Source organism: Paenibacillus sp. S150, assembly GCF_019352175.1.
GTDB lineage: Bacteria > Bacillota > Bacilli > Paenibacillales > Paenibacillaceae > Paenibacillus_AQ.
In genome coordinates, this window is sequence record NZ_JACBYI010000004.1 from 256,792 (window position 1) to 279,607 (window position 22,816).

Genomic DNA, 22,816 nt, shown 5'->3' on the forward strand with positions numbered 1-22,816 from the left:
CGGTTATCCTCCCAACTCTGTTCCTTGCATGTAGTCTACCACAGGGAACCTGAAGTTTACATTCTGCGGTGCTTGCGCAGAGCCAGCACATTCAGCAGCATGAACAGCAGGGAGAAGCCGATCAGCGCGCAGACATCCAGCGCGATGGCACTCCAGCCTTTGCCGCGGAGCATGATGTTCATCAGCGCCTCCGAGCCGTAGTAGATTGGCGTTGCCAGTCCGATACGCTGCAGCCATAGCGGCAGCGTATCCAGCGGGAACAGTCCGCTCAGAAAGATCTGCGGCACAATAATCAGCGGAATGAACTGGATCATCTGCAGCTCATTGGCGGCAAAGGCCGAGAGCAGCGTGCCCAGGGTCAGCGCCGAGATCGAGAGCAGAAGGGTCATCAGCAGCACGAAGCCGAAGCTTCCGGCCATCATGATGCCGAGAACCCGGACGGAGAACCAGGATATCAGCAGTGCCTGGAACACGGTGAATATTCCGAAGCCGCAGACATAGCCGAGCACAATCTCCCAGCGTTTCAGCGGCGTGGAGAGCAGGCGCTCCAGTGTGCCGGTAGTCCGCTCCCGCAGGAAGGAAACCCCGGCAATCAGGAAGACGAAGAAAAAGACGAATACGCCGATCATAATCGGCCCGAAGCGGTCGATGGTCTTCATATCCTCAGCGCCGTACAGATAGCTGATCTGCGGCTGCGCCTGGCCTTGCCCGGCAGCTGCAGGCTGCAGCGTCTGCACTGCGGCTGTCAGGGCCATCATCACTGCCCGGTTCGCTGCCGGATTACTGCCCTCAAGCACCACTTCGGGTGTCGTTCCGTTCAGGGTAATCAGAGCATCCAGCCCGCCCTCCCGAAGGGCGGCATTGCCCAGGTCCGCTGTCTTATACACTATAACCGCGGCGTTCTGCGCTTCGAGGCTGCTTGTGAAGGCTGCTGCTGCTCCGGTGACACCGATCTTTGGCTCGTAGGCCTCCCCGTTAAACACCAGGCTCATCAGGCTTAGCACCAGCAGCGGGGCAATGAACATCAGCGCCATCGTTCTTTTATCATGGATGAATTGCTGCAGGATCCGCAGGGTAATTGCGCGTACTCTCATCGCCGGGCACCTCCATAATATAGAAAAGCTTCCTCCATTGAAGCCGCTCCGGTGCCTTGCAGCAGACCGGCCGGTGTATCCACTGCCAGCAGCTGTCCGTCCCGGATCATCGCCAGCCGGTCGCATTTTTCCGCTTCGTCCATCACGTGGGTGGTCAGCACAATGGTGGTGCCTTTGCCGTTCAGCGCCCGCAGCTCCTGCCAGATCGACTGGCGCAGCACCGGATCGATGCCGACCGTAGGCTCATCAAGAATGAGCAGCGGCGGCTCATGCAGCAGGGCGATGGCCAGCGACAGGCGCCGCTTCATGCCGCCGGAATATTGGTCCACACGTTTATGCAAATGCTCCTGCAGGTCCACAAGCTCCATCACGTCGGCAATCCGGCGGGTGCGGTTCCCGCCCCTCAGTCCGTAGAGGGAGGCGAAGAACTGCAGATTTTCTTTGGCGCTCAGCTCCGTGTAGAGCGCATCGGACTGCGCCATATAACCGATCTGCTGCAGCATGGAGAGCTTGGGCATCCGCACACCCAGCACCTCTACCTCGCCGGAGGTCACCTCATCGATGCCTGTAAGCAGCTTCACGAGAGTGGTTTTGCCCGAGCCGGAGGGGCCGAGAATGCCGAAGGTTTCTGCCTGCCCTACCTGGAGCGAGACATCCTTCAGCACCTCTTTGTGGCCGAATGCTCGGCAGACATGGCTTGCGGCAATCACAGGCGTTCCCTGATTCATGTCAATCTCCCCGTTTCATATTTTATGAGTGAGTACTCACTCATTATTGTAATTCAAGTCTCACCAGATGTAAATTGCTTTTTTAATTTTCAGGTTGAAGTCCGTTCGATAAAAATTTTATTTTTAAAATTTGTATAAACCATGTTTGATTCCGTGGAAGTACAGGGTAATTATGGGTATAAGTACATAACCTGAAATTTTACAATCATGGAGGAGGGTTTGGATGATGGCAGACAAAAAGCATGCTTTTTCCCTGCTGCTGCTTGTGGCTGCGGCGGGGCTAAGCGCATGCAGCAATCCCGGCAATGAAGCCGGCGGCGGGCATTTCCGCACTTTGGCGCAAGAGAGCTTGGACAAGCCCCGGTATCTTCCCGGGGATTTGCCGATTCCGGCCGGCGCGGGCATCACCTTTACCGAAGGGGAAGAAGTGGACGGGAAGAAGTCCTCCATGCTGATCTATGAGACGCAGGAGAGCCTGGACGAGCTCGGCAGTGCCTATCAGAAGTATATCAGCGACAAGGCACTGAAACGCGGGACACAGATTGTGGACAGCAACAACATTATTATCAGCGGCAAAGTCCCCGATGCCTATTCTTATTCCATTATTGGCAGCAGCTCGGCCTTGAATCCCGGCAGTGCCGAAATTATCGTGACATGGATTCAGAATTAACAATCCGCCGCTGCTTTTGCCGGCCGTTTTCTCTTTTAATTTGAATGTTACCTTAAGACCGGCCTTGTTTGTTCAGGGGCGGTCTTATTTGCATATCGGCACAGTTAATATTTCCATAACATTCCTCTTGAACGGAATTGACACTCATGGATGAAAATAGCATTAGCAGTTACCTAGAGGAAAAGGGTGAATATAATTGAGAAACAGTAAATGGTTCAGCGCGGCTTTGGCTTCAGCACTTCTTGTAACAGGAGGAGCAGGAAGTATTTTGGCAACAAGCAGCAGTGTTGCTGCTGCCGCCGTCAAGACCGCAGCCGTCAAGGAAGGCAGCACGACCTGGACTGTGAACGGAACGCCGGTTGCCCTCAGCACAATCGACAGCAGCGGATACAAGCTGTATTCCTTAAGTCAAGTGGCCGGAGAGCTTGGCGCCAAGCTGATCTTAACCAGCGGCGGGTATGAACTGAACGACAGCAAAGGATTACATACTGTACGGATTGGGGCAGGCGCAAAAAGCTATGAAGCAGATGGTGCAGCTCAGCAATTTACCGTTGCTCCTGTTATTCATAACGGCAAAACCTATGTAGAGCTGACTAAGCTGGTTACCGCGCTTGGCGGCGAGCTGGAGGCTGAAGACCAGACGATTCTAAGCTTTGCCCGTCCGGAAGGCCAGTACGATACGCTGCACTGGAGTGCAGACGGAAGCATCATTGCGAACAAAAGCGATTCCGAAACAGCCCAGCTGTTCAAATTCAGCGCTTACCCTGGCGGCTATGAAGTGTTCTCTTCCAATGACAGTGCACTGGACTTCGCTGTTTCTGCAGATCAGAAATGGGGCGCGTTCACGGATGAGACAGGCCAGCTGAAGCTGATCAGCCTCACCAGCGGAGCTATCTCCCCCCTGGGCACCGACACCAGCGTGAAGACAGATCTGGTCTGGTCGCAGGACGGCAAGACCATCTTCTTCATCCAGGGGGACAAGCAGGAAAAGGTTGCCCAAATCTCTGTAGAGACCGGAGATGTCAAAACCGTGCTTGACGATAAAGTGGAGAACAAATCCGAACTGCGCCTGTCTTCCGATGCCAAGAGCATTGTCTACATTGTTAACATAACGGGTGTGGCTAAAAATGATGCCGACAGCACGGAAGATTCACTGACCGTAGATTTCAGCAATGCCGGAGAGCAGCTGTACAAGCTGGACCTCGAAACCAAAGATGCTAAACCGGCAGCTCTGACCACAGCGCTGGACAACAAGCTGTATCCGGAAATTCTGGCAAGCGGTGGCGTAGTATACCTGAGCGCAGACCCGGACGGCAATACAGTGAATACACTGAAGTCCATTGGAGCTGACGGTGCAATGACCGACATCGCTCTTGACGTTGAAGCTGCATGGTCTGCCGCCGTAGCCACAGGCCTGATCGTATCCGGAACGGCGGCGGACGGCAGCATATCAATCTATTCCATCGACGCGGGCGGCAACAAAACGTTGCTGTTCCACACCACCGAGGATGTCTCGGAAGTGTCGGTTTCGAATGACGGCAGCAAGCTGGCTGTTGTAAGCGACGGCAGAGTGCTCCTGATCCAGAACGGCAAGGCCGTTCAGCTCTCCAAATAAAACGACCGGGAAGCACCCGCACAATATAACGGCGCTACCGCCGAGAGGAGAAATTTTTCATGAAGGCTTTCAAAAAATTAACAGTCACAGCGTTGACCGCTGTCATTGCGATAACCGCATCTTTTGCCGGAATTGCGGCAGCTGCCGGCACACTTCAGGGCAAAATTACAATTAACGGATCGACCGCGCTGCTTCCGCTGACGCTGCAGGCAGCCAAGGAATTTCAGAAGCTTCATCCGAAAGTCAAAATCGCCGCTTCCGGCAAAGGCTCCGTTACCGGACCGCAAGCCGTGAAGAAAGGCATTGCCGACATCGGTGCGTGCGACTGGGATGCCAGCATTGATGTTCCCGGCTTCAAAGCCTTTGACGGACAAGTAGCCAACAAGGTAGCGGTTATTCCTTTTGCCACTATCGTCAACAAAAATGTGACTGTGGACAACCTGACCACCGCACAGCTGGCCGGCATTTTCTCCGGTAAAATCACCAACTGGAAAGAGGTCGGCGGATCGGATGCCAGCATTGTGGTCATCACCCGCGCCTTCGGCTCCGGTACCCGCGTTAACTACCAGGCCAAGGCTCTGGCTGGCGGTGACATCACGAAGAAAGAGAAGAACTACAAGGAAACGGGTTCAAGCGGCGATATGAAAACAGCGGTTGCCACAACGCCTAACTCCATCGGCTATATTGACCTTGTCTATGTAAGCGGCAGCGACATCAAGGCCGTGAAATTCAACGGTATCGCAGCGACTACAGATAATGTTATCAACGGTTCCTACAAGATTTGGGCTTACGGCTATTACATGACCAAAGGCCAGCCAACCGGCGCCACCAAGGAATTCATTGAATATGTACAGAGCAAGAAGTTCCAGCAGGGTTCTCTGAAGAAGCTTAAATTCATCCCGATTGCAGCCATGAAGGGCTAAGTGTAAAGGTTATATAGAACAGTACATTATATTGAACGGCAACAGCGGCCAGCTCCGGATTTCATACGGGGGTGGCCGCTTACAGGAGGGAAAGTATGGGGGCACCGGTCCAGAACCTGGCATCGCAGGCACAGAAGGACAGCCTTGCAGGAGGCGGCGTAAGCGCCAAGCGCCACAACAGGCATTTGTTCAGCAATATCTTGTTCCGCTATTATTTTCTGTTCAGCATCCTTGCGCTGTGTGTGGTGCTTGGACTTGTTATTGTATTCATCGGCAAAACGGCGCTGCTTCTGTTCGCCCGTATCTCGCCGCCGGATTTCTTCTTCTCGTTCAACTGGACGCCGGAAGAGGAAGCCTTTGGCGCCGCCGCCTTTATTGTAAATACATTGTCGCTGACAGCCCTGACGCTGCTCATTGCGGTACCCGTCTCGGTGGGAATGGCTGTGCTCTGTGCGGAAATCGCTCCGGCTTGGCTCAAGAGCTTTATCCGGCCGGTGCTGGATCTGCTTGTCGGTATCCCTTCCATTGTCTATGGCTATGTCGGGTTGACTGTTCTTTTGCCCTTTCTGCGCAGAGTCAGCGGAGAGGGTCTGGGGGACGGCTTGCTTGCCGCTGCACTTGTGCTTGCCCTGATGGTGCTGCCGACCATTTGCCGGATCAGCGATGATGCAATCATTGCCGTTCCCCGCAAATACCGGGATGCTGCCTATGCTCTTGGCTCCACCCGTCTGCAGGTCATTATGCGTGTAGTGCTGCCTGCGGCGAGCAGAGGCATTATCTCGGCGGTCATTCTCGGCATGACCCGTGCAGTGGGCGAGACAATGGCTGTGGTCATGGTAATCGGCAACACGCCGCAATTGGCCAAAACCCTGTTCACCCCCTCTTCGGTGCTGACCAGCAACATCGTGATGCAAATCTCCAATGTGGAATTTGACTCCGCCTGGAACTATGCCCTGCATATGATGGCCTTTCTGCTGCTCCTGATCTCATTTGTGCTGATCCTGATTATCCGCGTATTGGGGCGGAAAAGGGGGGATGCGGCATGAATTTCAACCGTACGCGTTATACGGCCCGTTCGCAGCGCCGCAATAAAATCGCCACGTTCGCCTTCTATACACTCGGCGCACTGGTTATGCTGCTGGTTTTTTGGCTGCTGTTCTCCATTCTCAGCAAAGGCCTGCCTTCGCTCAGACCCGATTTCCTGATCAGGCAGCCGGAAGAAATCGATCCCGGAGGCGGAATTGGTCCGGTGCTGTTCAATTCCTTCTATGTTCTGTTTATTTCGCTGCTGATTTCGATTCCCATCGGCACCGGAGCCGGAATTTATATGGCAGAATATGCGCCGGATAACCGTTTTACCGGCGCGCTGCGCATCTGCGTGGAGTCGCTGTCCTCGGTGCCTTCCATTGTGTTCGGGCTGCTGGGGCTTGCGATCTTCGCCGAATACTTCAACATCGGCTTGACCATTATCGGCGGGGGCGTCAGCCTGGCGCTGCTCAATCTGCCGATGCTGGCCCGGGTCACGGAAGAAGCGGTCCGCGCCGTTCCCGGCGAAATCCGCGAAGCCGGCTACGCGCTCGGGATGACCAAATTTCATGTCATCCGCAAGGTGGTGCTGCCGGTGGCTATGCCGGCCACCGTTACCGGTGTCTGTCTGGTGGCCGGACGCGCCTTCGGGGAGTCGGCGGTCATCATTCTGACCGCGGGCCTCAGCACCTCCGGAGAGATGTGGGACTTCAACCTGTTCTCGCCGGGCGAGACGCTGGCTGTGCATTTGTGGTACGTGCAGTCCGAGGCCATCGTTGAGGATGCGCGCCAGATTGCCGACAAATCGGCAGCGGTGCTGGTATTTGTGGTGCTGCTGATCAATTTCGTCTTCCGCTTTCCGCTGTGGCTGGGACGCCGCCGGAGCCGCTGAAGGACCGGCAGATGCCCTCCTTCCCGCTCCCGCTGAAGCGGATAAGGGTGCCATTCCAATCTTGGGGATGGCACCTTTTTCTGTCGTTATATCGGGTGAATTGATGATTGATTAAAATTCTTAATAATACTAAAATGAAAACAATTCCAAACTTAATCTTGTTCAACAGCAGCCCTAATCAGGAGGTGCGCAAGATGCCCAACCGTATGTCCGAGCAGGAGCTAAGCAAGCTGATCAACATGCTGGAGCTTACACTGAATGATAACGGAGAGGAGTTTGTGGCGGGAGAAGCTTTTTTGGATGACGGATACCCCGACAATGATCTTGGCGGGCGGCTGCTCGTGCGGGCAGGCAAAATATTTGTTCAGGACCCGCTTCCCGGGGGATCGCCGGCAGTGATTTCGGCAGTCCGCCCGGTGGTCCTCCTGGTTAATGGCCGAGCGGTTACAGAGCCGACGCCTGTTACCTCACAGGATGTTATTGATTGGGAGCTGTCGGAGGCTCCACTGTATGCGATTACAGTTTCAGAGGACCGGCTGATGGCTTTTTTTACCTTATATTCCCCCAAAAGCTTTCTCTGGACGCTGAACGATAAATACTCGACCAATATGCTGGAAGTGGATGCTTCGATCGACGTGGAGACGGTGACCGGACAGCTGGGCCTGAAGCAGATTGTTGCCGATTTCGAGCAGCGGGGAATCATTCAGAATCTGAATATTTCCGGCATACACGGAGAGCTGCAGAATCCGACCTACCAGCCCATTCCCGCAGCCGTAGGCAGAGCCGCAGTCCCCGGGGAGAACGCGCATCTGGATTTGTTTTTCTCCGAAACGATTGAGAATGAATTCAATGAAATAGAAGGCCATGTGGATTACCGCAGCCATCTCCACATTCCATCGGCAACCCGGGGAGAGGTTATCGCCCGCAAAACACCAATTGTTGAAGGTATTCCCGGCTATGATGTATACGGAGAAATTCTCTACCCGCCATCGCCGAACGACATCATTGTGCTCGCGAGGAACAACACCGTGCTGCTGGTTAATAACGAGGTCCGGGCGCTGCGGGAAGGAAGGCCAAGGGTTACGGGGGACAAAATCAAAAGCTTTGACATCTGCACCTCCTACATCGTTCCCGGCAATGTGGATATCCAATTAGGCAACATTGTCTTTTCGGGTGATGTAGTGATCCGCGGGAATGTGGAAGATAATATGATCGTTGAGTCGCTGGGCAATGTGTATGTGGCGGGCGGCATCTATAATTCTACAATTACGGCTACCGGCAGTATTCTGGTCAAAGGAAATGTGGTCAACAGCAACCTCTACTCGGGTTACTTTGGCGTAATGTATAACCGGATCTACAACTGCTCCAAGCTGCTGATTAATGAGGGCAGAATTCTGCAAAAAGCGGTCCGTATGCTGACCCAGGCTGTGGAGAGCCGCAGGCAAAGCGTGAAATACGGACAAGCCGTGCTGCTGCTGCTGGAGAGTAAATTCCAGAAGTTCCCCCAGCTTATCAAAGAGCTGCTGTCAGTGCTGACCACCGTGAAGTCCAGCTATCATCAGGACTTGGAGCAGACGCTGCATTTCCTGAATATGTTCCTGAAGCCGGTGCAGCTGGTGGATTTCCTGACAGACGATTTAATGAGCGGAGTGATAGGGATGCTCGAAGAGCTGCACTCGGGTGTAGCACGGATGCAGGAGTCCAAGGTGGAGGTCAACATTGGCAAATGCCAGAGCAGCACTATCAAATCAAACGGCGATATTCTGATCCACAGAGACGGGATTATTCAGAGCGAGCTGCTTTCCTCGGGAAATATTTCGTTTCTAAAAAGCTTTTCGGTCTGCCGCGGCTCCAAGCTGGAGGCGGGCGGCAGCATTTCGGCCTGTTATGTCGGCGGTGAGAGCGGAGCGCAGTCTTACCTTAAGGCGAAGCAGAGCATTGCTGTGCGCAAAATGTATCTGGGCCGGATTACCATCGACCGTGTGACCGCTGACATAACGGAGCCGGTAGAGAACACCGTCTTCGATTCCGACTCGATCCGGAGCTTTAAGCCCGGTTATGGAAACGGGGCATAAGTGAGACAGGCCGGCCTGTCCCTCGGGATATTGAATATATATAACCGCTCTTTTCGGGTAGACTGGGCCGTGTCTCCGATCTGTCCATGAGCGGTTTTTTTGAAAGATAAGAATTTATATGTTTCGGGGTCCCCGCAAAGTACCTGAGTCATCATCGAAGCCAAGGCCCCACTTTTCTGGGTTATTTTGAAAAGATAAGAAATTTTTATATGATTCACGTTAAAAATTAGCCTGATCTTTCCCGCCGAAACGGATACCGTCCTTATAAGGACGGCGTAGCCGTTTCTGCTTGCGTAAGATATACGCAGGCTTTTGGAGTAGACGCTTCGCGAACGGAGCGTTGTCCGGGTCGCTGTGCTCTCCAGATTTATTTCATTCCCCTTAGGAGCTGCGAGGAAATGAGCAGCCGCTTTTGTTGACAAAACCTCCACGGTTTTGGGAGTTTTGTCAACAATGTAGCGGTACTTTATTTCGTCGCAGTCTCTTAGCGATGAAAATCCGGAGACCCAGGCGGCCGCTGCCGCTGTTCCGCGGGTCCGACCGTCCGCTCCGCTGTATAAGCGGGAGGTGGCTCTGTAGTAAGAGGTGATAAGAGTTGGCCAGCTCCGCCTTAACAACGGCATTTCTGCCGTTATTTCGGTGCCCGCGGCAGTAATCTTGCGAATAATCTCACACAGTGAGAAAGAGTAAGCGAATGAGTGTGGAAGTAAGTGTTGGGAAGGGAGCTGCCGGCATGGAACTATGAAGCCTTGCTTCATTTCACCTGCGCACAGATCATTTGGAGAAGCGTACAATCCGTTCATTCCCGATAACTTATTTTGGGATAGGTTCTTAATGTATAGGAATGAAACCGGCGAACCTGAACAAGCTGATGGAACGCAAGGAGGTTCATAGGGAACGGAAGCGAAGTGGAAAAAGTAACACTAATGGGCTGGAATTCTGGCTTCAACGGGCTTTAGTGGGATTTTGTACACTTAATAGAGGCCCACTCTATCCATACGGCTGATTTCAGCCGGATTAGTTGTACTTTTTCCCACTAGGGATGATCCAGTCTCCGAAGGCGGTGGATTAGTTATCCTTTTTACCACTAAAATGGCTGCCCTTTTGATTAATGTGTTTCCAGTTCATCTTAATGTAGGCGTATTCCTCTGCAAGGGAGAAACGGATCGATTAGGGATCCTTTTTCCCGCTAATGCAAGCGAAAAAGGGTAGTGGGGATTAGCCAGGGGAGCTGGGGAGGAGCGGCTCTCCCGGGCCGATGAATTTTGCATTGCCATCTGCAGGTTGGGTGTGCTAAAACTCAAAGTGAACCAAACAGCAACCGGGTAGGGGGGCAAAATGAATATACACAAGTTTCCATGGAGAAAAAATGTGCTGCGCCGGCTGATATTTTCGTTTATTTGTATTCTGCTGCCGCTGTTCATCCTCAGCATGATCATCTACAACTGGGGGGTGCATACGCTCAAGCAGGAGATATCGAGGTCCATGAGCTCACAGGTGTCGCAGTATTTCGGCAATCTGGAGCAGGAATTCCGCCGAATCCAGCTTCTGCAGTATGATTGCCTGACCGATGACAACCTGAATGCGCTCGGCTCCATTCCCGAGTCCATGAACAATATTGAACGGATGGAGAGCATCCTGCAGCTGCAGCAGCGGCTGAATGCGATCCGGAACAGCAGCACTTACATTGTTGATGTGTACGCTTACATTCCTTCGATCCAAAAAACGGTCTCCGCATTGACCGTGGCCGCGCTCAGCCAGGAGGAATACAATGCGCTGAGGGATGCCCAGGCTTCCCACGGCTCCCAGCTGCGGGATAGCGGCGGCGTGCTATACCTGAGCGCAGCCTATCCCACGACTTCGCCGGGCAGCGTGAGAAAGCCGCTGTTTATGCTGACTGTGGAATTCTCCAAAAATAAACTGAAAGAAAATCTGTCGAAGATGGTCAATGCTTCCGATGAGCTGCTCATTCTGAGCAATCCGGAGTACAGCATTGCGACAAGCGGCGAAATCAGCTCCGATCCCGTAATTGCGGACTTGCTGTCAAACCATCCGGACAGCAACAGGACCAGGACGATTGATTTCAAAAATACCCGTTATCTGGCGGTGTATTCCTATTCCCCGTTTTTTGATTCGGTGCTGAGCAAGTATGTTCCGGTCAGCGGTGTCTTCAGGCCCCTGGAGAAATTCAAGAGCTGGTTTGTGATGCTGGCGGCTGTGTCCGTGCTGATTATTGTGGTCTATTCCCTTTACGCTTACAAATACATCCACAAACCGTTGTTCAAGCTGGTCAAAGCGTTCCGAAGGGTGGAGCATGAGGACTTCTCGGTCCGGATCGCGCATGGTGTCGACGATGAGTTCCGGTATATTTACGCCCGCTTCAACAGTATGCTGGGGAATCTGGAGTCCCTGGTCGACCAGGTCTACAAGCAGCAGATTCTGACCCACCGGGCCGAGCTGAAGCAGCTGCAATCCCAGATTAACCCCCATTTTTTGTACAACAGCTTTTTTATACTTAACACGATGGCCCGGCTGGGAGACAACGAGAATCTGGAGCAGTTCACCAATCAGCTGGGAGTCTACTTTCAATTTATTACCCGCAGTCATGCCGAGGAAGTGCCTCTGGCCGAGGAAGTGAGGCATGCGAAGGTGTATACGGATATTCAGAGCACGCGGTTTTATGGCCGCAACCGGGTTGAATTCGGCGAGCTTCCGGATCAGGCGGGGCAGCTTCCGGTGCCGAGGCTGATTTTGCAGCCCATTATTGAAAACGCGTTCAACCATGGATTGGAGCAGAGAGCGGCGAACGGAATTCTGCGGGTTTATTTTCGGCATACGGCCGATGAGCTGCTCATGATTGTCGAAGACAACGGCAAAGAATTAACTGGGGAGCAATTAGCGGGCCTTAACCGTTCCCTGTCGGGCAACGACGTGGAAACCACCGGACTTTTGAATATCCACCTGCGGATCAGGCTGAAATTCGGCGGGGAAAGCGGGCTGTTCCTGGAGCGTAGCGAACTTGGCGGGCTGAAGGCAACAATCCGAATTTTGAACGCAGATAAGGAGGCATTATATGTTTAGACTACTGGTGGTAGACGATGAAATGATCATTGCCGACGGGCTGCATGAGGTTCTGCAGGGGCTCCCGGAGCTGGAGCTTGATGTGTATAAAGCCTATTCGGGGGAAGAGGCGGTCCGTCTGTTCGACCGGACACGCTTTGACATTGTCCTTACGGATATACGGATGCCGGGCATCAGCGGCTTGCAGCTGCTGGACAGGATCAGGGAGAGATGGCCGACCTGCAAGGTTATTTTTCTGACAGGCCATAACGAGTTCTCTTATATCTACTCTGCCATTCAATATGACGGCGTCAGCTATCTGCTGAAAACCGAAGGCTATGGGAAGGTTATCCAGCTTGTGGAGCAGTCCGTCAGGGAGATTGAAACGGAGATGAAGGCGGAAACGCTCCTGAAGCAGGCCCAGGAACAGCTGGACACCACCCGGGAGTTAAGGCAGAACGATTATATCAAAGGCCTCCTGAACGAGCAGCTGAATATCCGGGAAATCAACCAGAAGCAGCTGGACGAGCTGGGTATCCCGCTGCGCTCGGATAAATCCGTGCTGATCCTGCTGGGCAGGGTCAACAGCTTTCAGAATAAGTCCATGTATGCCTACCGCACCAGCCAGCTGTACCGGATCAAGCTGATTGCAAGGCAATACATTTCCGTACATGCCGTCTCTGTGGAGACAGTGAATGAGCAGTCCGACCTCATCTGGTTCATCCAGCCTTTGCCGGGACAGGCTGCGGAAGAGGAATGGGGCAAGCTCCTGACCTATATCAAGGGCAATCTTGAGCTGATTCAGCTGGCCTGCCGGGAATCGGTGGGCGAGGTGCTGTCCTTCGTGCTGGACGACAGTCCGGTCAGCTGGGAACAGGCTGCGGGGCGGTTCTCTGTACTGGAAATGATGATGAACTACCGGATTGGGCAAGGCAGCGGCATGCTGCTGCTGGACAAGCAGCTGATCCGGCAGGAGATGCTGCAGGCGGAGAAACCGGGAACCAGAAGAATTTCTCTCCGCCATTCCCGGCTGGAGCTGCTCGGCGACCAGCTGGAGCACGGGCAGCGCGAGGAATTCGGGAAAACTCTGCAGGAGTGCGCCTCCGCCTTTGCAGCTGTAGACAGCATGCACTACACACCGGCCATGGAGGTCTATTATGCGATTGGACTGGTCTTTCTGACCTATATGAACCGCTGGAATCTGGTGGATACCGCCGCAGCCAAGGCGGGCCTGCACAAGCTCATGCAGCCCGGCGAGCACCCCTCCTGGCAGGAAGCCTTCGGGTATCTGATTCAGGTAGGCGAGCTGCTGTTCAGCCTCCAGAGCCAGGAGGAAGCCCGGAGGGCGAAGGCGGTGGTCACGATTATCCAGAAGCATATACTGGAGCATCTGCATGACCCGGATGAAACCTCGCTGGTCCGCCTGGCAGAGCTTGTCTACTTCAATCCTTCGTATCTTTCGCGGCTGTTCAAGCAGGTGACCGAGATCAATCTATCTGAATATATCACCGGTGCGCGGATGGGCAAAGCGAAGCAGCTGCTCGGTAATCCGGACATCAAAATTCAGGAGGTGGCAGAGCTTGTCGGCTATGGGACGGCCACGAACTTCACCCGCTCCTTCCGCAAGAGTATGAATATGACCCCCCAGGAATACCGTTCCCTTGTGCTTAGCAGGTAAACAGGAGATTCAAATGTAAAGAGATGAATATTGAATGAAAGCGGTAACAGAACTATCATTGAATTACCGGGGGCCCAGGTAGCAGCATATCCATTAGGGAGGTTCAAATGAAGACAAATCATAGAATTCAGAGCTTGGCGCTGCTTGGCGCGGCGGGAATGCTGATGCTGTCCGCATGCGGCAACGGCGGCGGCAATTCAGCGGCAACAGACGGCAAGGGAGCAAACGGAGAGAGCACTGTCATTGATATCAATGCCAAATATGATCCGCCTGTCGACATCTCGGCCTGGAGATATACGGAATCCACCTACAAATATGAGAACGGCGATACCATAGAAGACAATATCTACACCCGCACCTATGCCAGCGATCTGGGCATCAATCTCAAATACGACTGGACGGTGCCGATTGAACAGTTCGACCAGAAAATGAACGTTTCAATCGCATCCGGGGATTTGCCGGATATCATGTGGCTGAAGAACAAGCAGCTTACCGATCTGGCCGAGAATGATATGCTGTACGATCTGACCGACCTGTTCGAGAAATACGCCTCGCCATTGTCCAAGAAAATTATGCTGCAGGATGAAGCCAGCTTCAATACGGCCAGGATCGGCGGAAGGCTGATGGCGCTGCCGCGCACTTCCTCTGCTGTAGACGGACTTCCAATCCTGTATGTGCGCACCGACTGGCTGGACATGCTGGGGCTTAGCGAACCGGAGACCATGCAGGAGGCGGTTGCGGTTGCAGAGGCCTTCACCAAGAATGACCCGGACGGCAACGGCAAAGCGGACACCTTCGGGCTGGCGCTTACCAAGACCTTTTTAACCGACTCGCATTTCGGCACTTCCGGCTATTTCGCCGGGTATCATGTCTATCCGGGCAAATGGGTGAAGGACGCTTCCGGCCAGCTCGTATACGGCAGCACTCAGCCGGAGGTCAAAACCGCGCTGAAGCAGCTTCAGGATATGTATGCGGCGGGCATGCTTGATCAGGAATTTGGCGTCAAGGACCGGGCCAAGGTAACGGAGTCGGTAGCCGCAGGCAAGGCAGGGCTGTTCTATGGCTCGATGTCCGCACCGCTTTCGGTTATCCAGAAGAATGTGGACAATGATCCGAACGCCGAATGGAAAGCGCTGCCGCTGGTGTCTGTGGACGGGGAGCCGGCAACGCCGGTCGGAATTATGCCAATCACCACGTATTATGGGGTCAGCAAGGAGAGCAAGCATCCGGAAGCGATCTTCAAGCTGCTGAACTTCGGCATGCAGGGCTATGATGAGAATGCGGAGGCCAATTCGGAATTCGGCATCAGCGAAAACAATATACCGGTCTACCTGTACAACTTCATCGCCGCTGATCCGGCTAAGAAGAATTTGAATGCGCATAACAACGCGATTAAAGCACTTGAAGCCAATGATCCATCCGGTCTGTCCGCCGAGGAGAAGGGGTACTATGACCGGATCGTGGCTTACCGCGGCGGGGACAGATCAAATTGGGGAACGGAGCGCGTATTCGGCACGCCGAGCAGCTTTGATGTGATTGACAAGTATGTAAATGATGACAACTATATTTTCGACGCCTTTTACGGCTCGCCTACAGCTGCGATGGTCGAGAAGAACGCCACGCTCCAGAAGATGGAGGAGGAAGTGTTCACGAAGATTGTGATGGGCCAGTCCATTGATACCTTTGATAAGTTCGTGGAGGACTGGAAGAAGCTCGGGGGCGATCAAATCACCAAGGAAGTCAATGAATGGGCAGAAAAAAATAAATAAGCAATCCCGGGTTCAATCCTGCAAGGGGGAAGGGCCGCCTTTCCCCGGATTGAAAACGGGTGCGCAGAAGTGGAGGTTTTGGAAACGGGTATGGGAACTAAACTGAAGACCTTGCCGCTGCATTTGATGCTGCTCCCCGGGGTGATTCTGACGCTGGTGTTCAGCTATATCCCGATTATGGGGATTGTGATTGCCTTTCAGAAATTTGCCCCTTCCAAGGGAATCTTCCATTCCAAGTGGGTCGGGCTGGATAACTTCCGCTACATGCTGGACATGCCGAACTTCACCAGTGTGCTGTGGAATACGATTTTTATTGCCGTGCTGAAGATTGCGGCGGGCCTTGTAATTCCGATTATATTCGCTCTTTTGCTCAATGAGGTCGCCGGTGCCTGGTTCAAGCGCACGATTCAAACGACCATCTATTTTCCTTATTTTCTGTCATGGGTCATTCTGGGCGGAATTCTGATCGATATCCTCTCTCCTTCCAGCGGCATTGTGAACCAGTTCCTGGGCTGGTTCGGGGTGAAGCCGATTTTTTTTCTCGGCAGTGACAAATGGTTTCCCTATACGCTTGTCCTGACAGATACCTGGAAAGGGTTCGGTTATGGCACGATTGTCTATCTGGCCGCCCTGACGGGGATTGACCAGAGCCTGTATGAAGCGGCAACCGTGGACGGGGCGAACCGCTGGAAGCAAATGCTGAATGTGACCCTGCCGGGCATGCTGCCGATTATTACGCTGATGACGGTGCTGAGCCTCGGGAATGTGCTGAACGCGGGCTTCGAGCAGGTCTTCAATCTTTACAGCCCGATGGTGTACAGCACCGGCGATATTATTGACACCTTTGTCTACAGGCTGGGTCTGGTGGAAGCGCAGTACGGGGTTGCCACGGCAGTCGGACTGTTCAAATCGGTGATTTCGCTGATCCTGATTGTGATCTCCAACAGGCTGGCCAACCGGTACGCAGGCTACCGGATTTTTTAAGAGGAGGAGAGAACGTGCACAAACCAACTGCCAGCAGAAAAGCATTTCTGCTCATAAACTACATTGTCCTAAGCCTTACCGCCATTGCCTGCATTCTGCCGCTGATCAACGTGCTGGCGATTTCCTTCAGCTCCAGCAGTGCGGCGGCGGCGGGCTATGTGAAGCTGTGGCCGGTGGATTTCACCATAGCCTCCTATAAATTCGCCTTGACGAAGCATGAGTTCCTCGACGGCTTTCTTGTATCGCTCCAGAGGGTTGCCCTGGGCTATGCCATCAGCATGACGGTGAGCATCCTGATTGCCTATCCGCTGTCCAAGGAGAAGCAGACGCTGCGCTCGCGCAATGTCTATGCCTGGTTCTTCATTGTCACGATGCTGTTCCACGGCGGCCTGATTCCGACCTACATGACGATCAAGTCCGTAGGCCTGCTGGATTCGCTCTGGGCCTTGGTGCTGCCGACTGCCGTCTCGGTGTTCAATGTGATTCTGCTGATGAATTTCTTCCGCGAGCTGCCGAAGGAAATTGAAGAGGCGGCCAATATCGACGGTGCCGGCCACTGGCGGACGCTCTGGAGCATCTATCTGCCTTTATCCAAGCCGTCTGTGGCGACCATTACCTTGTTCATCGTTGTTTTTCACTGGAATTCCTGGTTCGACGGACTGATCTACATGAACTCCACCTCCAATTACCCGCTGCAGAGCTATCTGCAGACGATCATTATCAATGTAGATCCGAGCACAGCCACTGCCAATGATCTGCTGGATATGTCGGCAATCTCGGACAGAACCTTCAAGGCGGCCCAAGTGTTCCTGGCGGCATTTCCAATCCTCCTTGTATATCCGTTCCTGCAAAAGTATTTCATGAAGGGGCTGGTGATGGGCAGTGTCAAAGGATAAACGCCCAGACCCGCAGGAAGACAACAGGCTGAGCCTGCCGCATAACTTGGCTGTACTGCCCGCCTGGGGAGATTTAGGCAACGGCTATTATCGCAACCCCGTGCTGAATGCGGATGTATCCGATCCGGATGCCATTCGGGTGGGGGAGGATTTCTATATGGTGTGCTCGGATTTTCATTTTATGGGCATGCAGGTGTTCCATTCGAAGGATCTGGTGAACTGGCGTCTGATTGGAAAAGTATACGAGCGGCTGGACATCGATCCGGCCTATGACGAAATGCGCGCCTATGCCAAAGGAAGCTGGGCGCCGGCGCTCCGTTATCATGGCGGCCGCTGCTATGTCTACTTCTGCACGCCGGACGAAGGGCTGTACATGAGCTCCGCCGCTGATCCGGCCGGACCCTGGGAGCCGCTGCATGAAGTGGCCCGGGTCAGCGGCTGGGAGGACCCTTGCCCCTTCTGGGATGAGGATGGCCAGGCTTATCTCGGGCACAGCACTGTGGGGGCCGGCCCGATTATCCTGCACCGCATGAGTGCCGACGGCAGACAGCTGCTGGATGCCGGAAGCGTTATATATGTAGGCAAAATTGCCGAAGGCACAAAAATCTATAAAAGGAACGGCTATTACTACTTCGTTATTCCCGAAGGCGGAGTGGAGACGGGCTGGCAGACTGTGCTGCGCTCCCGCAGCCTGTATGGCCCGTTCGAGCGGAAGGTAGTGCTCCGCCAAGGGGCTACAGCGGTGAACGGCCCGCATCAGGGAGCGCTGGTGGAGCTGGAAGACGGGGAAACCTGGTTTCTGCATTTCCAAAGCGCCGGCGCTTTGGGCCGGGTCTGCCATCTCCAGCCGGTGCGCTGGGAGGAAGACTGGCCGGTAATCGGCGTACATGGAGAGCCGGTCAGTGTCTATGCCAAACCGGCGGTAACCGGGAGCCACCCGCCGCTGCTGCCCGCCACATCGGATGACTTTACCGGGCCGGAGCTTGGCCTTCAGTGGCAATGGAACCATAACCCCGCCGACAGGAACTGGTCGCTGACAGGGAACGGCTTGCGGCTTGCGGCTCAAGCGGCCCCGGATCTGCCCGCAGCGCGGAACACGCTGACCCAAAAGCTCATCGGACTCCGGGGGCTGGTCAGCACCAGGATGTCCATCGGCGGCATGAGAAGCGGCCAGAGAGCCGGACTTGCCTTTTTGTGCGCCCGTGAGGAGAACTGGATCGGGGCCGCTGCGGAGCCGGACGGCGGCGTTTATCTGCGTGCCGTTACAGGCGGGACCGTATTCCACGGGCCTAAGCTTGCAGGCGGGACGCTCTTACTCGGCAGCCGCATCGATCTGGACGGGGAGACGCGCTTCTTCTACAGCCTGGGCGGGGACTGGCAGCCGCTGGGCGGTCCCTGCCGCATGGCTGCAGGCTTCTGGAAGGGAGCGCGTCTGGCACTGTTCAGCTATACCGGCGGAGAAACAGGCGGCAGCACTGATTTCCACTGGTTTCATTACAACGTGCAGAGAGGAGGAACACAAGCATGGAAGAACTGCTCGAACGGCTGAGAAGCCTGGATACGGCTGCTGTCATCGGAGATCTGAAGAAACCGTCCGATGAACAGGTGCTGAAGCAATGGCTGAACTCCGGAGTGAAGTTCGTCTCCACGCCGGGCGGCCTGGAGCAGGTCTATTACAGCGCGGTCCGCAAGCTGCTGGACTGCATCGTTCCGGTCCATGAAGGCGCTCCGGTGCTCCATGAAGGAGGCGAATACCGCGGCACCTGGCTGGAGAGTACGGGAACAATCAACGCTGAACTGCTGTCCCGCTATATGCCGGATGTTGCAGAGGCCACATTTCGCCTGTTCGCTGTGCACCAGCGGGAGGACGGCCTGATGCCGTACAAGGTTACCGGCCAGGGACCGGCATACAGACAAATCCAAATGGTCACTCCGCTCGCCAGAAGCGTGTGGAACCATTATGCGCTGAACGGGCGCGATCAGGAGTTTCTGCGGGAAATGTATCAGGCAATGGCCGGATTTGACAGCTGGCTGGAGCTGTACCGCAACACCCGCGGTTCAGGCTGCGTGGAAGCCTTTTGCACCTTCGATACCGGCCATGATTTGTCCCCGCGGTTCTGGCATATACCGGATACCCCGCATTTGGAGGACCCGCGCCGTTTCAGCCCGGAGTCGCCGGTCCTGCCGCTGCTGGCGCCGGATCTCACGGCGAATGTGTACTGCCAGCGCAAATATTTGGCCCGCATGGCGGACATCCTGGGAGAGGACGCCTCCGGTTGGGAGCGCAAAGCGGCACAAAGCCTGGCCAGCCTGTTTCAATACTGCTATGACGAAAATGACGGCTTCTTCTACGATCTGGACCGCAATGACCGCTTTGTCCGGGTCCAATCGGATGTGCTTCTGCGCGTGCTGGCCTGCGGGGTAGGCGACCGCCCCCTGTTCGATCAGGCATTGCAGCGCTATCTGCTCAATACGGCCAAGTTCTTCGCCAAATATCCGTTGACCTCCATTGCGCTGGATGACCCGCGTTTTGACCCATCATCGGCCTATAACAGCTGGGCGGGGACCACGAACTTCCTGACCCTCATCCGTACACCGCATGCGTTCGAGGCCCACGGCCGGGTTGTGGAGCTGATGTGGATCATCACGCCGGTTCTGAATGCGGCAGCAAGAATGCAGCGCTTCTCCCAGACGCTCAGCCCGTGGACCGGAGCGGAGGGCTATACAGACACGTATTCCCCGGCCATTCTGTGTGTGCTGGATTTCGTGGAGCGGGCCTGCGGCATTCTGCCCGCTCCGGAAGGCGAGCTGTGGTTCACCGGGCTAGTGCCGTATCCGCTGGATCACGGGGAGGAGATTGCGCAGGAGACTGCGTATTCCCGCACGGTCGGAGATGATGTCTATGAGCTGGTGAATACCCGGGCAAGTGCCAGGTTATACAGAAACGGCCTGCTTCATCTCGCATTTCCTTACGGGACAAGGGCGCTGACAGACCGCAGCGGGCAGCTTAAAGGGCTGGTGGGCATGACGGCACAGCCTGCGGAAGGCCTGGTGGAGTGGAAAGGGAGAACGTATCCCGTAACTGTTAAGGGAAACGAACAGCTTGTATTCAAGGACGGAGGTTTTGAAAAGGGCCTGGACATCGGGGTTGTTGCTCCAAGCTATGAGGCCCGGCCCGCGTATGCCGTCAACCACTAACCGGGCTGCACGCCCGAAGAACCCGGCCCCGCTTCAAGGGGAGCCGGGTTCTTTGGTTGCAGGCCGGTTCTTATTGCCGCCCCGCAAAGACGGAGTCCGCCAGCCAGAGAGAAGCCCGGCGGACAGCGTGAAGACCTCAATCAAATTTTCCGCAGGCACACGGATTGGAAGAAGGTACGCCTACTGCAGCGCCCCGCGCACGAAGCCGTCCGCATCCAGCAGCCTTTGCCGTGCCGCGGCGGCATCCAACCCGGCCAATATCATTATAATTGCTGTTTTCACATGTCCTTCTGCCTCGCGGTAGGCTGTTTCAATCTGCCCGTCAGGAGCGCCCGTCGCCAGCTTAATGATGCGTTTCGCCCTGTAGACCAGCTTCTCATTGGAGGGGTTCAGATCGACCATCAGATTGCGGTAGACCTTGCCGGTCCTGATCATGGCGGTTGTCGTCAGCATGTTCAGGATCATTTTCTGGGCTGTGCCGGATTTCATCCGGGTAGAACCCATGACAACCTCCGGTCCTACCACGGCCTCAATCGTCAGTCTGCCCAGCCCGGCCATCGGTGTGCCAGTGTTATTGCACAGTCCGATGACGATAGCCCCCAGCTCCCCGGCGCGCTTCATCGCGCCCAGCACATAAGGGGTGCGTCCGCTGGCGGCAATTCCGACCACTACATCGTTCGCACTGACGGCATTGTCATCGATATCCTTTGCTCCAAGCTCCTCGCTGTCTTCCGCGCCTTCCACCGGGTCCTTCACTGCCCGGAAGCCGCCTGCAATGAGTCCCTGCACCATGGAGGGATCGGTTCCGTAAGTGGGCGGGCACTCTGAAGCATCCAGAATGCCGATTCTCCCGCTGGTTCCTGCCCCGATATAGAACAGCCTGCCGCCCTTCTGAAAGGCATGGATGATGTATTCGGCTGCTTCCGCAATCTGCGGGATAAGGGCTTGAACACACTCGGCGACCAGCCGGTCTTCATTGTTGATCAGCTGTATGATTTCAGCAGAGCTGAGGTGATCGATTTCAGTTGTTTTATCATTGGGCTGCTCTGTCACCAGATTGGCTAAAATATAGTTCATGAGGCTTTGTCCTCCTGCCTGTCTATTGTTGTCTGTGAGATTCTTTCCATTATCCGGCTTGCCCGCCAACCAGCCTGCGGGCGAGCTGCGCCGCTCCGGCGGATGGCGGGGCTCCGAGGCTCCCGTCCACAATCGCAAGTTTCCCGCCGGATTGCTGCAGTCTCTCGCAGAACAGCCCGCGAAAGACTGGAGAGTGCCGGAACACCGAACCGCAGAGCACTACGGGAAGGCGCGTAAGCTCCGGATTCCGCCGCAGAAGCGCAGCCGCCGTCCCGCCGAGAGCCTCCGCTTCTTCTGTGAGGATAACGGCCGCGGCGCCGTCTCCAGCTTCTGCGGCCTGTATGCAGAGCTTGGAGAATGCAGCGATCTGTGATTTGGCGGCGGAAGAATGATAAATATATTCCTTCAAATCACTGATGCGCTGTAAATGGTATTCTTCCATAATCATACCGGTCATTGCGGTAGCGGGCAGAACAGCATCATAGCTGCGCATAACCGATTGAAGCGCACGGAGACCAATCCGGTAGCCGCTGCCTTCATCGCCCAGAATATGTCCCCATCCGCCCGTGCGGTGGCAGGAGCCATCCGGGCTGTAGCCGTAGCAAATCGAGCCTGTTCCCGAGATCACCAGCGTTCCGAAGCTGCTGCCCAGTGCAGCCATCAATGAGATTTGTCCTTCGGATTGAATGAACACCGGAATGGGCAGGCTTCGCTTCAATAAATGCTGTTGAACAGCATCCTTAAGGATAGCTTGCTCCTCCATTGTCGAAAAACCTGACACCGCGAGACAGATTGAGACGATGTCCGCAGCAGCTTCCCTTATTCGCTCCAGCAATCCGTCAATAGCTGACATGACTTCTGTAAGCGCTGTATCCCAGGAGACGCTATGAGGGTTGGAGGGGCCGCCGGTATAACGCGCAAGCAGTTCCCCCGCCTCATCCAAAGCGGCAGCATCGGTCTTTGTGCCGCCACCATCAAGGCCTAAGTACACTTTCATCGATCACTCACCACTTTGATTTTTTTCTAATTATATGAGAATCCCCCGATAAAGTAAAACAAAATTTCAAAAATAAAAAAGTTGTTGAAATTTTATTTCACAGCTCATATAATGAATTCATTCCAAACCGACTT

The 22,816-nt window shown here is 54.7% G+C and carries 17 protein-coding genes; 13 read left to right on the top strand and 4 right to left on the bottom strand.

Annotated elements, in window-relative coordinates; all coding sequences use genetic code 11:
* Positions 1-56 precede the first annotated feature (56 nt).
* Together HYD27_RS07015 and HYD27_RS07020 are read right to left on the bottom strand one after the other, a co-directional pair.
* Positions 57-1,094 carry an ABC transporter permease gene (locus HYD27_RS07015; protein ID WP_219212938.1) on the bottom strand — a complete coding sequence of 346 codons (1,038 nt, stop codon included), beginning with the start codon at positions 1,092-1,094 and terminating at the stop codon, positions 57-59.
* Complete coding sequence (locus HYD27_RS07020; protein ID WP_219212940.1) at positions 1,091-1,822, bottom strand: ABC transporter ATP-binding protein; 732 nt, start codon at positions 1,820-1,822, stop codon at positions 1,091-1,093. Before HYD27_RS07020 ends, HYD27_RS07015 begins: the two co-directional genes overlap by 4 nt.
* Before the next feature lie 223 nt (positions 1,823-2,045).
* Between HYD27_RS07020 and HYD27_RS07025 the strand changes: the two genes are divergently transcribed.
* The 13 genes from HYD27_RS07025 (at position 2,046) to HYD27_RS07085 (ending at position 20,608) form a co-directional block, all read left to right on the top strand.
* On the top strand, positions 2,046-2,492 hold the full coding sequence (locus tag HYD27_RS07025) for a hypothetical protein (protein ID WP_219212942.1): 447 nt from the start codon (positions 2,046-2,048) through the stop codon (positions 2,490-2,492).
* 268 nt (positions 2,493-2,760) lie between these two features.
* Positions 2,761-4,107, top strand: coding sequence for a stalk domain-containing protein (locus HYD27_RS07030; protein ID WP_219212944.1), 1,347 nt, complete (start codon positions 2,761-2,763; stop codon positions 4,105-4,107).
* Positions 4,108-4,166: 59 nt separating this feature from the next.
* Positions 4,167-5,030 (top strand): phosphate ABC transporter substrate-binding protein, encoded by an 864-nt coding sequence (locus HYD27_RS07035; protein WP_219212948.1) that lies wholly within the window; start codon positions 4,167-4,169, stop codon positions 5,028-5,030.
* A gap of 95 nt (positions 5,031-5,125) precedes the next feature.
* Positions 5,126-6,076, top strand: a complete 951-nt coding sequence (gene pstC, locus HYD27_RS07040) for a phosphate ABC transporter permease subunit PstC (RefSeq protein WP_219212950.1) — start codon at positions 5,126-5,128, stop codon at positions 6,074-6,076.
* Positions 6,073-6,948: a phosphate ABC transporter permease PstA gene (gene pstA / locus HYD27_RS07045; protein ID WP_219212952.1), complete on the top strand. Its 876-nt coding sequence runs from the start codon at positions 6,073-6,075 to the stop codon at positions 6,946-6,948. The genes pstC and pstA overlap by 4 nt, the downstream gene beginning before the upstream one ends.
* A gap of 194 nt (positions 6,949-7,142) precedes the next feature.
* On the top strand, positions 7,143-9,023 hold the full coding sequence (locus tag HYD27_RS07050) for a FapA family protein (RefSeq protein ID WP_219212954.1): 1,881 nt from the start codon (positions 7,143-7,145) through the stop codon (positions 9,021-9,023).
* A gap of 1,338 nt (positions 9,024-10,361) precedes the next feature.
* Positions 10,362-12,104, top strand: coding sequence for a sensor histidine kinase (locus tag HYD27_RS07055; RefSeq protein WP_219212957.1), 1,743 nt, complete (start codon positions 10,362-10,364; stop codon positions 12,102-12,104).
* Positions 12,097-13,761, top strand: coding sequence for a response regulator (locus HYD27_RS07060; protein WP_219212959.1), 1,665 nt, complete (start codon positions 12,097-12,099; stop codon positions 13,759-13,761). The genes HYD27_RS07055 and HYD27_RS07060 overlap by 8 nt, the downstream gene beginning before the upstream one ends.
* A 107-nt stretch (positions 13,762-13,868) precedes the next feature.
* Entirely contained in the window at positions 13,869-15,530 is a 1,662-nt protein-coding gene (locus HYD27_RS07065; RefSeq protein WP_219212961.1) for an extracellular solute-binding protein, read from the top strand.
* Between the two features lie 90 nt (positions 15,531-15,620).
* The gene (locus tag HYD27_RS07070) at positions 15,621-16,514 is read left to right on the top strand and encodes an ABC transporter permease (protein WP_219212962.1); all 894 of its coding nucleotides are present in this window, start codon (positions 15,621-15,623) and stop codon (positions 16,512-16,514) included.
* 14 nt (positions 16,515-16,528) lie between these two features.
* Positions 16,529-17,410 (top strand): carbohydrate ABC transporter permease, encoded by an 882-nt coding sequence (locus HYD27_RS07075; protein WP_219212964.1) that lies wholly within the window; start codon positions 16,529-16,531, stop codon positions 17,408-17,410.
* The gene (locus tag HYD27_RS07080; protein WP_309242027.1) at positions 17,397-18,959 is read left to right on the top strand and encodes a glycoside hydrolase family 43 protein; all 1,563 of its coding nucleotides are present in this window, start codon (positions 17,397-17,399) and stop codon (positions 18,957-18,959) included. Before HYD27_RS07075 ends, HYD27_RS07080 begins: the two co-directional genes overlap by 14 nt.
* The gene (locus HYD27_RS07085; protein WP_219212966.1) at positions 18,935-20,608 is read left to right on the top strand and encodes an MGH1-like glycoside hydrolase domain-containing protein; all 1,674 of its coding nucleotides are present in this window, start codon (positions 18,935-18,937) and stop codon (positions 20,606-20,608) included. The genes HYD27_RS07080 and HYD27_RS07085 overlap by 25 nt, the downstream gene beginning before the upstream one ends.
* Before the next feature lie 180 nt (positions 20,609-20,788).
* Here the strand turns inward: HYD27_RS07085 and murQ are convergent, their stop codons facing one another.
* On the bottom strand, positions 20,789-21,685 hold the full coding sequence (murQ, locus tag HYD27_RS07090) for an N-acetylmuramic acid 6-phosphate etherase (protein WP_219212968.1): 897 nt from the start codon (positions 21,683-21,685) through the stop codon (positions 20,789-20,791).
* Positions 21,686-21,734: 49 nt separating this feature from the next.
* Positions 21,735-22,682: an N-acetylglucosamine kinase gene (locus HYD27_RS07095; RefSeq protein WP_219212970.1), complete on the bottom strand. Its 948-nt coding sequence runs from the start codon at positions 22,680-22,682 to the stop codon at positions 21,735-21,737.
* Between the last annotated feature and the right edge of the window lie 134 nt (positions 22,683-22,816).